This is a genomic window from Paraburkholderia fungorum, assembly GCF_046027605.1.
GTDB classification, from domain to species: Bacteria; Pseudomonadota; Gammaproteobacteria; order Burkholderiales; family Burkholderiaceae; genus Paraburkholderia; species Paraburkholderia fungorum_F.
On record NZ_JAQQEF010000005.1, the window covers coordinates 349,007 to 362,675 of the forward strand.

A 13,669-nucleotide genomic window follows, 5' to 3' on the forward strand; every position below is an offset into this window, starting at 1 on the left:
GATGCGCATCTATGAAAGGTACTTTGCGCGTCAGATCTACCTCACGTTCATCTTTATTCTGTTCGCGTTTTCGGGTCTGTTCTTCTTCTTCGATCTGATCAACGAACTGAACTCCGTCGGCCACGGCAACTACAAGTTCCAGTACGCGGTGCTGCGGGTTGCCTTGCAAACGCCGTCGCGCTTTTACGAAATCATTCCGGTCGCCGCGTTGATCAGCGCGATCTACGTGTTCGCGCAGATGGCGGCGAACTCCGAGTACACGATTTTCCGCGTATCCGGCCTCGCCACGAATCAGGCGCTGCGCTCGCTGATGAAGATCGGCATTCCGCTGGTGATTCTGACTTATATCATCGGCGAAGTGATCGGCCCGTACACGGATCAGTTGTCGGAACGCGTGCGGCTCGAAGCGCTGGGGTCGTCGGTATCGAGCAATTTCGAGTCGGGCGTGTGGGTAAAGGACACGCTCACCGAGCGCGCGGACGGCGAGCAGGTTACGCGTTTCGTGAACGTCGGTGAATTGAAGCCGGACGCGACGATCAGCAACGTGCGGATTTACGAATTCGATTCGAAGTTCCGGCTCTCGAACGTGCGGATCGCTCAAAGCGGCAAGTACCAGCCGCCGGGCCACTGGCAGCTGACTGGCGTGACGGACACGCAACTGATCGACGTGCCCCCTCCTCCAGGCACGCCGGCCGATGCTCTGGATCCGGTGTATCGCGCGAAGCAGGTGGCGTTGCCTGAATATTCGCTGCGCTCGGAACTGACGCCGCAGATCTTGTCGGTGCTGCTTGTGTCACCGGACCGGATGTCGATGTTCAATCTGTTCCGCTACATCCAGCATTTGACCGAGAATCATCAGGATACGCAGCGGTATGAAATTGCGCTGTGGCGCAAGTTGCTGTATCCGTTTGCGGTGTTTGTGATGCTGGTGTTGTCGTTGCCGTTTGCGTATTTGCATACGCGCGCCGGCGTGGTGGGTGTGAAGGTTTTCGGCGGGATTATGCTGGGGATGAGTTTCCAGCTGTTCAATACGCTGTTCTCGCATATCGGCACGTTGAATACGTGGCCTGCGCCGTTGACTGCGGCTACGCCTGGGTTGGTCTATCTTGTGCTGGGGCTGGTTGGGTTGAAGTGGGTTGATCGGCATTAGGAGCCGTGGGCATGGCTACGCATGGGATGGTGTTGTTTGCGCATGGCGCGAGGGATGAGCGGTGGCGCGAGCCGTTTGAGAGGCTCGCCGATAAGGTTCGCGCTGCGCGCGGGGCTGAGCCGGTTTTGCTGGCGTTTCTTGAGTTGATGGAGCCGGATTTGCCTGCGGCTGTAGGGGAGCTTGTCTCCGACGGGTGTTCTGTTGTGACTGTTGTGCCGGTTTTTTTTGGGCAGGGTGGGCATGTCAGGAAGGATCTGCCGGAGGTGATTGAACGCTGTCGCGGGTTGTATTCTGGTGTCGAGATTAGGTGTGCTGTTGCTGTTGGTGAGGATGAGGTTGTGCTCGATGCTGTTGCACAGTATTGCCTCCGGCAGAGTTGAGGTTTTTTGCCCGCGCAGCGCTTGTTGTTTCTGTGTGCATACGGCGTTGGCCTTTCCTTGATTTCTTGTTGGTCTATAGCGTTGCCCCTGTGCGGGGCCGCTCTTACAGTGTGTTTGCCTACGGCGTTGAGCTTTTCTTGAGATGGTTGCCTACGCAGCGCTTTTGGGTTGTACGCCTGCGGCGGTGGCCTTTCCTTGATTTGTTATTGGTTTATTAGCGTCGCCCCTGTGCGGGGCGGGCACCTACTTTTCTTTGCCTGCCGCAAAGAAAAGTAGGCAAAAGAAAGCGGCTCACACCGCTAATTCTTAAGCGGGTCCCCCGCACAGTCACGGTAGTGGTGCATCTGGAATCTGTGCTCTCGCACATTCGACGCGAGTGACAAAGCACTCATACTTCCCGCCTCGCACTGCGTGCTCGCCGGAAGGGTTCTCCCCCCCCGCCCCCCGCCGGCGGCGCCGCGCGCCGAAGCGCACTCTCTATCGGTTGGATGCCGCCCGGCGCGCCGAGTCTATGTTAATGCGCTGTCGCAATAGGGCGCGTGATCGTTTTAAAGCGTCCTTGCCTGCTACGCATTGCCCCGATCGCGCGGATGCCTTTGCGGCTCTCTGGTGCAGTCCGCCTGGCCTTCGACAGAAGGTTTGCTGCGTGACGTGCTGTGATGCAGCTTTGAGGCACGCCCTTCGCATCGAGCGCGATGACCTGGTATAACTCGCGGTCAATCTCGACTTCTCGCTGGTAGTCCTCGCCGGTGTCGATCAGCACTTCCAGCAATTTCCGCTGGCGCTGTCTCTCCTCTCGCGTCACCGCCGGACTCCTGAATATCGAAGCCGCCAGCGTGACCAGCTTGTCCAGTTGGCTTAGATGCCGGTCAACAAGTCCGAAAGCAGATAGAGCAAGTTTTTCGTACTGAAGTGCCTCAACAGGTGGGCGCGACGGGGTTCGTGAACTCTTGACGGATTTACTCATGGCGCGATCTCCCTGAAACTTATTCGATCGCCCGACACACGACTTGCGCTGTGGTGAGCGGGCTCAATGATACGGTTGGCAGACTGGCACCACTGCAACCAGCAGACCCGAAGGTCTCCCTATCACGGCCCGCCCATAGCAAGAGGACGCGCTGAAACAGACGCACTTCCTGCCGGGGGGCAGGAGTACGCGCGTGGTGGCAGGCTGCCAAGCCTGACCGTCGTTGTTTTGACGGCGAATTGAGTTTAAAACGTATCGTTTCGAGAGTGATCGCCTGCCCAGGCTAAAGTGGGCGTGTCGCCAGCATTTCCGAAATTTCCCAAGCAACCCTCCGAATACAGGACTACAGCGCCAAAGAAACTTCAGCAAAGAAACGAAGAAAAAAGGTCGACCACTGAGACGGCGCGCGCGGCGCCGCCGGAAGTAAGACGGCATTGCGAAGAGAAGGAGATGACTGCAACGAGTCCGGGGCGAAGCCACTGATCCCCATCACGCGAAGGAAACCGTGGGTGCTTGATGAACCCTTCCGGCGAGCACGCAGTGCGAGGCGGGAAGTATGACTGCCTGGTCACTGGCGTTGAATGTGCGAGGGCACAGATTCCAGATGCACCACTACCGTCGCTGTGCGGGGGACCCGCTTAAGAATTGGCGGTGTGAGCCGCTTTCTCTTGCTTACTTCTCTTTGCGGCGGCAAAGAGAAGTAAGTGCCCGCCCCGCACAGGGGCGACGCTAATACACCAATATCAAATCAAGGAAAGGCCAACGCCGCAGGCGTACAACCCAAAAGCGCTGCGTAGGCAAACAGTTCAAGAAAAGCCCAACGCCGTAGGCAAACAGACAGTAAGTGCCCGCCGCACAGGGGCGGCGCTAATACACCAATATCAAATCAAGGAAAGGCCAACGCCGCAGACGTACAACCCAAAAACGCTGCGCAGGCAACCAGCTCAAGAAAATCCCAACGCCGTAGGCAGACAGACAACCAAGCGCGAGCAGGCAACCAATTCAATAAAGTCCAATGCCGCAGGCAAACAGACAAGCGCCACGCAAGAAAAAAACCATCAGGCGGCAGCCACCAAAACCTCCCCCGCGGAGCGCCCCACCTGCCGGGCAGCAAAAGCCTCCCCAATCATCAAAAGACTAGGCTGCGAAGCATCAACCCATCTCTGCGCCTCGCCAGCAGCGAGCGCCTCAAGCGTGAGAGTGAGCATCCGCTCACGTTCCGTACTACAAGCCTCAACAATCGCCACTGGCGTAGAAACACTCTTCCCGGCATCGATCAGTTGCTGAGCAATCTCAACCCCACTATCGCGGCCCATATAAAACACCAAGGAATCCGCATTAACCTGCTCGCGAATTTCCTCAGACCCCGGAGCACGACTAAAAGTAGCCAGCGCAACACTCCGAGACACGCCGCGCAGCGTCAACGACCGCTTTAACGAAGCCGCACTAGCCAGCGCAGCCGTAATCCCCGGCACCACCTCATACTCAATCCCGGCAGCCTCCAGCGCCCGCATCTCCTCATCAGCACGCCCGAACAGCATCGGATCGCCGCCCTTCAGCCGCACTACCACCTCGTGCTCCAACGCCGCATCCACAATCTGCTTGTTGATAAACTGCTGCGCGGTAGAAAGCTGCCCACAGCGCTTACCCACAGCAATCCGCCGCGCGTGCGAAGGCGCATAGTCGAGCATGGCAGGCTCGACCAACGCATCGTGCAGCACCACATCCGCCGTGCCGAGCAGCCGCGCGCCGCGCACCGTGATGAGATCCGCCGCCCCAGGCCCTGCACCGATCAGATACACCTTACCCATTTGCCTCAATCCCATTCATCCGGTTCGTGCAAAACCCAAAGCCGCCGACGCGCGTCAATCACCCAGTCACCGACTCAAGCAGAAAACGCCCGAATCATCCCAGCCGCGACCGTGTGATGCGTCGCCTCATCGATCAGCACAAATGCACCCGTGCCCTGATGCGAGTCATACACATCGCACACCAGCGGCTTCTGCAACGTCAACGCCACGCGGCCGATGTCGTTCATCGCCAGTTCCTTGCGATCGGTTGCCTGCGACAGCGTATGCACGTCGAGCACTTCCTTGATCGCGCCGATCCGCGCGAACACCGTGTTGGTGGTCTGCTTCAACAGATACTTGCGTTGCGTCGACAGCGGCGTGTCGTCGAACCAGCACAGGTCGGCCTCCAGCTTCTTGGCCGGCTCCGGCGCTTCCTCACGCAGCACGAAAGTATCGCCGCGCGACACGTCGACGTCTTCCGCCAGACGAATCGTCACCGTCTGACCCGCGAACGCGCGATCCACCGCCGCCGTGCCGCCCACCACCGGCGCGATGATCTCGGCCACCGTGGCTTCACGGTTCGCCGGCAACACGACGATCGTATCGCCAACCTTAACTTCACCCGCCTCGACACGGCCCATGTAGCCACGGAAATCGTCGGCCTGGCTGCCGTCCTGGCGCGCCACCCATTGCACCGGGAAACGCAGCGCCTGGCCCGTCGGAATCTCGACCGGCAACGCTTCGAGCAAATCGAGCAGCGGCTCGCCCGCGTACCACGGCATGCTTTCGCTGGCCGTCACGATGTTGTCGCCCTTCAGCGCCGACACCGGCACGAAGCGCACATCGTTCAGACCCAGGTGGCGCGCGAGTTCGACATACGCATCGCGAATCTCGTTGAAGCGCGTTTCGCTGTAGTCGACCAGATCCATCTTGTTGATCGCGACGATTGCGTGCTGCAAGCCGAGCAGCTTCACAAGCGCGCTGTGACGCTTGGTTTGCGGCAGCAATTGCGCCACGCCGTCGACGAACGTCACACGCGTAGCGTCGACCAGAATGATCGCTGCGTGCGCGGTCGATGCGCCCGTCACCATGTTGCGCGTGTACTGCTCGTGACCCGGCGTGTCGGCGATGATGAACTTTCGCTTGGCCGTCGCGAAGTAGCGATACGCAACATCGATCGTAATGCCTTGTTCGCGTTCGGCTTCGAGGCCGTCCGTCAGCAGCGACAAATCGATTTCGTCGCCAACGGTCCGCTTATTCTTCGCGCGCGACAGGGCCGAGAGCTGATCGCTCAACACCGCCTTGCTGTCGTACAGCAGGCGGCCAATCAACGTGCTCTTGCCGTCGTCGACGCTGCCCGCAGTGATGAAACGCAGCACGCCGAGGTCTTCTGGTTGATGAAAATTCATTTGCATTACCCCGTGTGCTTAGAAATAACCCTGCTTCTTACGCTGTTCCATCGCGGCCTCGGACACCTGATCGTCCATCCGCGTCGCGCCGCGTTCCGTGATTTCGGTCACGGCCGTTTCAGCGATGATCTTCTCGAGATCATCCGCATCACTTTCCACCGGGCACGTGCAGCTAATGTCGCCCACGGTACGAAACCGCACGAGCGCGGTTTCGCTGGTCTCGCCTTCACGCATCGGCGTGAGTGGCGTGACCGGCACGAGCAGGCCGTTGCGGCGCACGATCTCGCGTTGATGCGCGTAGTAGATCGACGGCAATTCGAGCTGTTCGCGAGCGATGTATTGCCACACGTCGAGTTCGGTCCAGTTCGAAATCGGAAACACGCGCAGATGTTCGCCGTTATGCAAACGCGCGTTGTACAGGCTCCACAGTTCCGGGCGCTGTGCCTTCGGATCCCATTGGCCGAACTCGTCGCGGAACGAGAAGATCCGTTCTTTTGCACGGGCCTTTTCTTCATCGCGGCGCGCGCCGCCAATCAGCGCGGTGTACTCATGTTCAGCAATCGTTTCGAGCAGTGTCACGGCTTGCGCGGCATTGCGCGAATCCAGTTCGCGCCGCAGACGCACGGTGCCGCGCTTGATCGAATCTTCGACGTGACCCACCACCAGTTCAGCACCGATCTCTTTCGCGCGACGGTCGCGAAAGTCGATCACTTCCTCGTAGTTGTGGCCGGTGTCGATATGCACGAGCGGGAACGGCAGCACGGTCTTGCGATTCGCGCCAATACCGAAAGCCTTCAGCGCAAGGTGCAGTACCACGACCGAATCCTTGCCGCCCGAAAACAGCAGGGCGGGCTTGCTGCATTCCGCGACCAGTTCGCGCAGGATATGAATCGACTCGGCTTCGAGCCAATCGAGGTGATCCATCCGGTTTGCCGTATTGGTCAGCGGTGCGTTGATAGTGGAATCGAGCGTGGTGCTCATGTTTGGGTCCTTCATGGGTTCGCTTGACGAGCGGTTCGCTCCAAGCAGAAGTATTCAAATCGGTATGTGCGGCGTTCAAGCCCAAAAACCAAGGGCTGAACTGCCAAAGTGCTTTATGCCGAAGCGTTTTCGCTGCTGCTGACAGGGATCGGCGTAATCGTCGTGATATGCAGCCCGCATTCCTTCGTATCGCGCGACTCCCACCACCAGCGCCCTGCCCGGCTGTCTTCACCGGGACGGATCGCGCGCGTACAAGGCTCGCAGCCGATGCTCGGGTAACCGCGCGCATGCAGCGGATTGACCGGCACGTCGAACGTCTTCAGATAATCCCACACTTCGGCTTCGGTCCAGTCCGTCAGGGGATTGAACTTGGCGATGTTGCGCGCGCCGTCGTGTTCTTCCTCGTGCAGCTCGGCACGCGTCACCGACTGCTCGCGGCGTTGGCCCGTCACCCACGCGCTGACATCCGACAGTGCGCGGTTCAACGGCTCGACCTTACGGATTTCGCAGCAGCGTTTGCGCAGATCGACGCTTTCATAAAACGCGTTCAGGCCATGCGAGCCGACATATTCCTCGACTGCCGCAGCTTGCGGATGAAACTGCTCGATATCGTAACCATAGCGCTCTTTCACCCGATCGAGCATGCCAAGTGTTTCAGCATGCAGACGGCCCGTGTTCAGCGAGAAGATGCCGATCTTCACGCCGCGCGACAGAATCGCGTGCGTGAGCAGCATGTCTTCCGCTGCGAGGCTGCTGGCGAGCTTCACGTTCGCGTGACGCGCCGCGATCGAATCGAGCAGCGCATCAAGACGCTCGATCTTCGCAGCGAGTGCCGGTGTGAGCGTTTGAACTTCGCTCATGCTGACGCCTTCGCCAGTTCGCCCGCTTCGCGGCGACGGAACAGCGGCGACGAGTTCACGGCGCCCTGATAGTTGAAGCTGAATTCGTCGAACGCTTTCAGGGCGTCGTCGAAATCTTTGTCCGAACGCAATGCGTAAGCATCGAAGCCGCAACGGAACATGAACGTCAGTTGATCGCGCAGCACGTCGCCGATCGCGCGCAGTTCACCCTTGTAGCCATAACGCTCGCGCAACAGGCGGCCGATGCTATAGCCACGGCCGTCGCGGAACACCGGGAAGTCCACGCCGATCAGCGCGATCGTGTCGAAGTCGGCGACGATATCCGCCGGTTCGCTATCCGCCGCGAGCCACACGCCGATCTCAGCGGCGCCGCGCGATGCGATCAATGCATCGCGGGAAGCCTGCCACAGCGCGAGCGGCACCAGCACCTTGCCGGCCGGCAGTTCATTGACCGCGGGCAGCGTGCCGTCTTCAGCGGCGCGCACCACCGTCCAGTCATCGTTGACGATCGCGCGATTCTTGATGATAGAAGCCATCTGTTCAGTATCCTTTTCGCGGTTACGCGTGAGCCGGTTGACGCGAGGCGTACACACGTTCCTTGAACGGGGTGATGCCGATGCGGTTGTACGTTTCGATGAAGCGCTCGCCTTCGTGGCGGTTTTCCACGAACGTATCGATCACCTTGCTCATCACGTCCGGCATTTCTTCCGCCGAGAACGATGGGCCGATCACGCGGCCCAGATGCGCGCCGGTGGCGCCCGTACCCTGCTCGCCGCCGAGCGTCACCTGATACCACTCCGAGCCGTCCTTATCGACGCCCAGAATGCCGATGTTGCCGACGTGATGGTGACCGCAAGCATTGATACAGCCCGAGATGTTCAGCGACACGTCGCCGAGGTCGTACACGTAGTCGAGGTCGTTGAAGCGTTCCTGGATCGCCAGCGCGATCGGAATCGACTTCGCATTCGCGAGCGAGCAGAAATCGCCACCCGGGCACGCGATGATGTCGGTCAGCAAGCCAATGTTCGGCGTCGCAAAACCTTGCGCCTTGGCCTTTTCCCACAGCGCGAACAGATCGCGCTTCTTCACGTTCGCGAGAATCAGGTTCTGTTCATGCGACACACGGATTTCGCCGAGGGAGTACTCGTCGGCCCAATCGGCGACCGCTTCCATCTGAGCGTCGGTGGCATCGCCCGGGGCGATGGTGGTCGGCTTCAGCGACAGCGTGACCGACGAATAGCCCGTCACCTTGTGCGGACGCACATTACGTTCGACCCAGCGCGCAAACGCGCGGTTTTCCAGCAAATGCTTTTCAAACGATGCATCCGTGTCGGCCAGCTTCTCATACACGGGCGGCTGGAAGTATTGCGACACGCGATCCACTTCGGCCTGCGTGAGCGTCGAAGGACCGTCTTTCAGGTGTTGCCATTCTTCTTCCACCTGCGCCGAAAATTTCTCCGGGCTCAACGCCTTCACGAGAATCTTGATCCGCGCCTTGTACATGTTGTCGCGGCGGCCGTAGCGGTTGTACACGCGCAGCACGGCTTCGCAGTAAGTCAGCAGATGTTGCCATGGCAAATCGCGGCGGATGATCGCGCCGATGATCGGCGTACGGCCCATACCGCCGCCGGCCAGGATGTCGGCCACCAGTTCGCCCTGCTCGTTCTTCTTCAGATACACGCCCATGTCGTGAATCTGCACGGCTGCGCGGTCTTCTTTCGAACCCGACACGGCGATCTTGAACTTACGCGGCAGCCATGCGAATTCCGGGTGGAACGTCGACCATTGACGCAGGATTTCTGCCCAGGGGCGCGGATCGACCACTTCGTCCGGCGCCACGCCGGCGAACTGGTCGGCCGTGATGTTGCGGATACAGTTGCCCGACGTCTGGATGCCGTGCATCTGCACCGCGGCGAGCTTGCGAAGGATTTCCGGCGTTTCTTCCAGCTTGATCCAGTTGTACTGGATGTTCGAGCGCGTCGAGAAGTGGCCGTAGCCGCGGTCGTGTTCGCGCGCGATCTGGGCCAGCACGCGCATCTGGTCGCTGCGCAGGTTGCCGTAAGGAATCGCGATGCGGTGCATGTACGCGTGGCGCTGCAGGTACAGGCCGTTCTGCAGACGCAACGGACGAAACTCCTCTTCGCTCAATTCGTCCGACAAGCGGCGGCGAACCTGATCGGCGTACTGCGCGACCCGTTCATCGACGATGGTCTGGTCGTACTGATCGTATTGGTACATTCGGGGACCCCAATTTTTTTGCAGTGATACACGACGGTCCGGGGGCCGGCCACCCGGTTCCGCCGCGCCTTGAATACCTCTGTTTGTCACCACCGGCCCATGAACGTTTAGACCCATCGCTCATTTGCTTATGACAAATACAGATATCCATATTGAAAAAGATGGACAGATCGTAATAAACTCGCCTTATATTTCAAACGACTAAAAAATTCTTTTGATATGCGGAGAGGTTATATATGAACCTGCACCAATTCCGCTTCGTCCGCGAGGCTGTGCGGCAGAATTTCAATCTGACCGAAGCGGCCAAAGCGCTGTTTACCAGCCAGCCGGGCGTCTCCAAGGCGATCATCGAGCTGGAAGATGAGTTGGGCGTCGAGATCTTCACCCGGCACGGCAAGCGCGTGCGCTCGCTCACCGAGCCGGGGCGCATCATTCTGCAGTCGGTCGAAAAGATTCTGCAGGAAGTGGAGAGCCTCAAACGGGTCGGTAAAGATTACGCGGCGCAGGATCAGGGCAATCTCGTGATCGCCGCCACCCACACCCAGGCACGCTACTCACTTCCGGCCGCAATTGCCGAATTCAAGAAACGTTTCCCGAAAGTTCACCTTTCGATCCTGCAAGGCAACCCGACCCAGGTCGCCGAAATGGTGATTCACGACCAGGCCGATCTGGCGATCGCCACCGAGGCGATCGCCAGCTATAAGGAACTGGTCTCGCTGCCCTGCTTCCAGTGGCACCACGTCGCCGTGATGCAGCCGGATCATCCGCTGCTCGACCGCAAACTTTTGTCGTTGGATGATCTGACCCAGTATCCGCTGATCACGTACGACAACGCCTTCGCCGGCCGCACCAAGATCAACGAGGCGTTCCGCCTGCGCGGTTTGCATCCGGACATCGTGCTGGAGGCGATCGACGCCGACGTGATCAAGACCTATGTGGAACTGGGTCTGGGCGTCGGCATCATGGCGGATATCGCGTTCAATGCCGAGCGTGACCGGCATCTGCGCGCCATGCCGGTCGGCCACCTGTTCGGCAGCAATGTGACGCGGGTCGCGCTCAAACAGGGCGCTTATCTGCGCAGCTATGTGTATACGCTCGTCGAACTGTTGTCGCCGAGCATGAACCGCAAGCTGATCGAACAGGCGCTCAAAGGCGAACACGAAACCTACGAACTTTGACATCACCCCCGCTTTCCCGCTACGGAGACCCCTCGATGACGTCGTATAAGAAAAAGATCAGCGGACTCACCGCCGCTTTTGGTTTTGGCGCGCTCCTGCTCGCCACCGCAGCCCACGCCGACATCAAGGTCGGTATCGATCTGTCCAGCACCGGCCCCGCGGCCGTGATCGGCATCACCAGCAAGAATGCGATGCTGATGTGGCCGGCCACGATTGCCGGCCAGAAAGCCGACTACATCTTCCTCGACGACGCCTCCGACCCGGGCGCGGCAGTTCGCAACATTCGCAAGCTGATCAACGAAGACCACGTCGACGTGATCGTCGGCCCGAATATCACGCCGGCGGCAATGGCCGCGCTCGATCCCGTCGCCGAAAGCCAGACGCCGATGATCACGCTGATCGGCTCGGCCAGCGTAGTGGAACCGCAGGAAGGCAAGAAGGTGTGGGCCTACAAGATGGCGCAGACCGACAGTGCGATGGCCGACGTGATGACGCGCTACATGTCGAACCACAACGTGAAGACCGTGGGCTTCATCGGTTTCGCGGACGGTTACGGCGAAAGCTGGCTCAACGAATTCAGCAAGTTCGCGGCTCTGCGTCATATTCAGTTGGTGGCGACGGAGCGCTATAACCGCACCGACGCCAGCGTCACCGGCCAGATCCTCAAGCTGATGGCCGCCAGGCCGGACGCGATCCTGATCGCCGGCGCCGGCACGCCGACCGTGCTGCCGCAGCGCACGCTGATCGAACGCGGCTTCAAAGGCCCGATCTATCAGACGCACGGCATCGCCACGCCCGAGTTCATCAAGCTGGGCGGCAAGGACGTGGAAGGCACGCTGTTCCCGACCCAGCCGGTGGTGGTCGCGCGCACGTTGCCGGCCGATCATCCGGCGAAGAAGGCTGCGCTCGCGTTCACCAACGAATACGAAGCGAAGTACGGCCCGGGCAGCGTGACCCAATTCGCGGGCGATGCGGCGGGTGTGTATCCGCGTTTGCAGGATGCGGTCGCGCGCGCGTTGAAGACGGCACAGCCGGGCACGCCGGCGTTCCGCGCCGCGCTGCGCGACGAGCTCGAACACGCGCATGAACTGGTCGTGCCGAACGGTGTGGTCAATACGAGCGCGAAGGACCACGTCGGTCTGGATCAGCGCGCCAGCGTGATGGGCACTATCAAGAACGGCAAGTTCGTTTATTTGAGCCAGTAAGCGTGGCCGGCGCGTGGCCGGCGCGTGGCGGGGGTCGCTCCGCGCGATCCGCGCGCATGGCGCATGGCGTATGGTGCGCCGCCCCTCCCAATCAGCCGCGTTTGAATCAACGCGCATGACCGCCGCCCGTTCGCACCGATCGGGCGGCGCGCCGCGTGCAAGCTCCGTGTAACATGCTGACGGCCAGCTTGCGGTGAACGCGGGCTCAGGCTATTTGCCGATTCCGTGCGAGCGCGCGGCGCCCTTGCGAATCGAAGGCGCCGCCGCGCATCGCCCGCCCGTGAAGTCCGTCAGACCACGCATGCTCAAAACCAGAAAACGCATCATCATCGCCGCCGCCGTGGTTATCGTGATCCTCGCCATCGCGATAGCACAGGCCATCAGGAAGCGCAGCGCGCCCGCTGCTTCCACCGCCACGGTGTCTTCCGTCGTCGAATTCGCGCCGGACGACCTCACCACGGTCAGCCGCCGCACACTCTCCGAAACACTCCCGCTGACCGGTTCATTGCGCGCGGTGACGCAGGCCGCGGTCAAATCGAAAGTCGGCGGCTCGGCGCTCGAAGTCATGGTGCGCGAAGGCGATTCGGTCAAGACCGGACAGATTCTCGCGAAGATCGACGCCCGCGATTACGTGGCCCGCGCCGAACAGACACGCGGTCAGATGGCCGCCATGGCCGGCCAGCTTGACATCGCTAAACAGACGCTCGATAACAACCGCGTGCTGGTCGAAAAAGGCTTCATTTCGAAAAACGCCTTCGACACCGCGCAAAGCCAGTATGAAATCGCCCGCGCGAACCTCGATGCGGCGAAAGCGGCGCTGGCGTCGTCGAATCTGTCTTTGGCCGACACGGTCGTGCGCTCGCCGCTCGATGGACAGATCGCCTCACGCTCGGTCGAACCCGGCGAGAAAGTCGCCGTCGATACGAAACTGTTCGACGTGGTCGATCTGCGCATACTCGAACTGGAAGCGCCGGTGCCGGTCGGCGAGATCGGCCGCGTGCGCATCGGCCAGCCGATCCAGATCGCTTTCGACGGTATCGACACACCGGTGCAAGGCGCAATCACGCGCATCAACCCAGCTGCGCAAGCCGGCTCGCGTTCGATCATGGTCTATGTGCAGGTCGCCAACCCGTCGGGCACGCTGCGCGTTGGCATGTTCGGCACAGGGACGATTTCGGTGGGTAGCCGGCAGAACGTGCTGGTGGTCCCGGCTACCGCCATCCGCACGGATGGCACGCGCCACAGCGTCTACGCATTGGTGAACGGCAAGCTGGTCGAGCAGCCGGTGCAGACCGGCGCGACCGGCGACGCCGACGGCGGCACGTGGACCGAGATCGTCGGCGGCCCATTGGCGCTCGGCCAGCAGATCGTGAAGAACAATCTCGGCTCATTGCGGATCGGCAGCACCGTGCATGTGGTGCAGCCGGGCCAGCCAGTCCAACCCGGGCAGGCCACCCCGCAAGCGGCCAGCATGCCGCGCGCAAATAGCGCAAGCAGCGCACGCTGACCGG

12 protein-coding genes are annotated in these 13,669 nt (G+C 60.6%); 5 read left to right on the forward strand and 7 right to left on the reverse strand.

What is annotated here, in order from left to right; all coding sequences use genetic code 11:
- The first annotated feature begins 1 nt into the window (after position 1).
- Positions 2 to 1,150 (forward strand): LPS export ABC transporter permease LptG, encoded by a 1,149-nt coding sequence (lptG, locus tag PQR53_RS12020; RefSeq protein WP_408453511.1) that lies wholly within the window; start codon positions 2 to 4, stop codon positions 1,148 to 1,150.
- A gap of 11 nt (positions 1,151 to 1,161) precedes the next feature.
- A complete protein-coding gene (locus tag PQR53_RS12025) occupies positions 1,162 to 1,530 on the forward strand; it encodes a sirohydrochlorin chelatase (protein ID WP_408453514.1) in 369 nt (122 codons plus the stop codon).
- Positions 1,531 to 2,044: 514 nt separating this feature from the next.
- Here the strand turns inward: PQR53_RS12025 and PQR53_RS12030 are convergent.
- From PQR53_RS12030 to PQR53_RS12060, 7 genes are all read right to left on the reverse strand, one after another.
- A complete protein-coding gene (locus tag PQR53_RS12030) occupies positions 2,045 to 2,497 on the reverse strand; it encodes a hypothetical protein (protein ID WP_408453517.1) in 453 nt (150 codons plus the stop codon).
- A 1,058-nt stretch (positions 2,498 to 3,555) separates the two neighbouring features.
- Positions 3,556 to 4,308: a uroporphyrinogen-III C-methyltransferase gene (cobA, locus tag PQR53_RS12035; RefSeq protein WP_408453519.1), complete on the reverse strand. Its 753-nt coding sequence runs from the start codon at positions 4,306 to 4,308 to the stop codon at positions 3,556 to 3,558.
- A 74-nt stretch (positions 4,309 to 4,382) separates the two neighbouring features.
- Positions 4,383 to 5,696 (reverse strand): sulfate adenylyltransferase subunit 1, encoded by a 1,314-nt coding sequence (locus tag PQR53_RS12040; RefSeq protein ID WP_408453522.1) that lies wholly within the window; start codon positions 5,694 to 5,696, stop codon positions 4,383 to 4,385.
- Between the two features lie 18 nt (positions 5,697 to 5,714).
- On the reverse strand, positions 5,715 to 6,677 hold the full coding sequence (gene cysD / locus PQR53_RS12045) for a sulfate adenylyltransferase subunit CysD (protein WP_408337842.1): 963 nt from the start codon (positions 6,675 to 6,677) through the stop codon (positions 5,715 to 5,717).
- Between the two features lie 113 nt (positions 6,678 to 6,790).
- Positions 6,791 to 7,537: a phosphoadenylyl-sulfate reductase gene (locus tag PQR53_RS12050; RefSeq protein ID WP_408453525.1), complete on the reverse strand. Its 747-nt coding sequence runs from the start codon at positions 7,535 to 7,537 to the stop codon at positions 6,791 to 6,793.
- Positions 7,534 to 8,073, reverse strand: a complete 540-nt coding sequence (locus PQR53_RS12055) for a DUF934 domain-containing protein (protein ID WP_408453528.1) — start codon at positions 8,071 to 8,073, stop codon at positions 7,534 to 7,536. The genes PQR53_RS12050 and PQR53_RS12055 overlap by 4 nt, the downstream gene beginning before the upstream one ends.
- Positions 8,074 to 8,095: 22 nt before the next feature.
- Positions 8,096 to 9,775, reverse strand: coding sequence for a nitrite/sulfite reductase (locus PQR53_RS12060; RefSeq protein WP_408453531.1), 1,680 nt, complete (start codon positions 9,773 to 9,775; stop codon positions 8,096 to 8,098).
- A gap of 236 nt (positions 9,776 to 10,011) precedes the next feature.
- Between PQR53_RS12060 and PQR53_RS12065 the strand changes: the two genes are divergently transcribed.
- The 3 genes from PQR53_RS12065 to PQR53_RS12075 all read left to right on the forward strand — a co-directional run bounded on the left by PQR53_RS12065 (position 10,012) and on the right by PQR53_RS12075 (position 13,665).
- Positions 10,012 to 10,953 carry a CysB family HTH-type transcriptional regulator gene (locus PQR53_RS12065; protein ID WP_408453534.1) on the forward strand — a complete coding sequence of 314 codons (942 nt, stop codon included), beginning with the start codon at positions 10,012 to 10,014 and terminating at the stop codon, positions 10,951 to 10,953.
- Positions 10,954 to 10,988: 35 nt separating this feature from the next.
- Entirely contained in the window at positions 10,989 to 12,158 is a 1,170-nt protein-coding gene (locus PQR53_RS12070; protein ID WP_408453537.1) for an ABC transporter substrate-binding protein, read from the forward strand.
- A 301-nt stretch (positions 12,159 to 12,459) separates the two neighbouring features.
- Entirely contained in the window at positions 12,460 to 13,665 is a 1,206-nt protein-coding gene (locus tag PQR53_RS12075) for an efflux RND transporter periplasmic adaptor subunit (protein WP_408453540.1), read from the forward strand.
- Positions 13,666 to 13,669: the final 4 nt, after the last annotated feature.

Coding starts and splice junctions, on each gene's coding strand:
- lptG (WP_408453511.1), top strand. CDS start 2: ATGCGCATCTATGAAAGGTACTTTGCGCGTCAGATCTACCTCACGTTC.
- PQR53_RS12025 (WP_408453514.1), top strand. CDS start 1,162: ATGGCTACGCATGGGATGGTGTTGTTTGCGCATGGCGCGAGGGATGAG.
- PQR53_RS12030 (WP_408453517.1), bottom strand. CDS start 2,497: ATGAGTAAATCCGTCAAGAGTTCACGAACCCCGTCGCGCCCACCTGTT.
- cobA (WP_408453519.1), bottom strand. CDS start 4,308: ATGGGTAAGGTGTATCTGATCGGTGCAGGGCCTGGGGCGGCGGATCTC.
- PQR53_RS12040 (WP_408453522.1), bottom strand. CDS start 5,696: ATGAATTTTCATCAACCAGAAGACCTCGGCGTGCTGCGTTTCATCACT.
- cysD (WP_408337842.1), bottom strand. CDS start 6,677: ATGAGCACCACGCTCGATTCCACTATCAACGCACCGCTGACCAATACG.
- PQR53_RS12050 (WP_408453525.1), bottom strand. CDS start 7,537: ATGAGCGAAGTTCAAACGCTCACACCGGCACTCGCTGCGAAGATCGAG.
- PQR53_RS12055 (WP_408453528.1), bottom strand. CDS start 8,073: ATGGCTTCTATCATCAAGAATCGCGCGATCGTCAACGATGACTGGACG.
- PQR53_RS12060 (WP_408453531.1), bottom strand. CDS start 9,775: ATGTACCAATACGATCAGTACGACCAGACCATCGTCGATGAACGGGTC.
- PQR53_RS12065 (WP_408453534.1), top strand. CDS start 10,012: ATGAACCTGCACCAATTCCGCTTCGTCCGCGAGGCTGTGCGGCAGAAT.
- PQR53_RS12070 (WP_408453537.1), top strand. CDS start 10,989: ATGACGTCGTATAAGAAAAAGATCAGCGGACTCACCGCCGCTTTTGGT.
- PQR53_RS12075 (WP_408453540.1), top strand. CDS start 12,460: ATGCTCAAAACCAGAAAACGCATCATCATCGCCGCCGCCGTGGTTATC.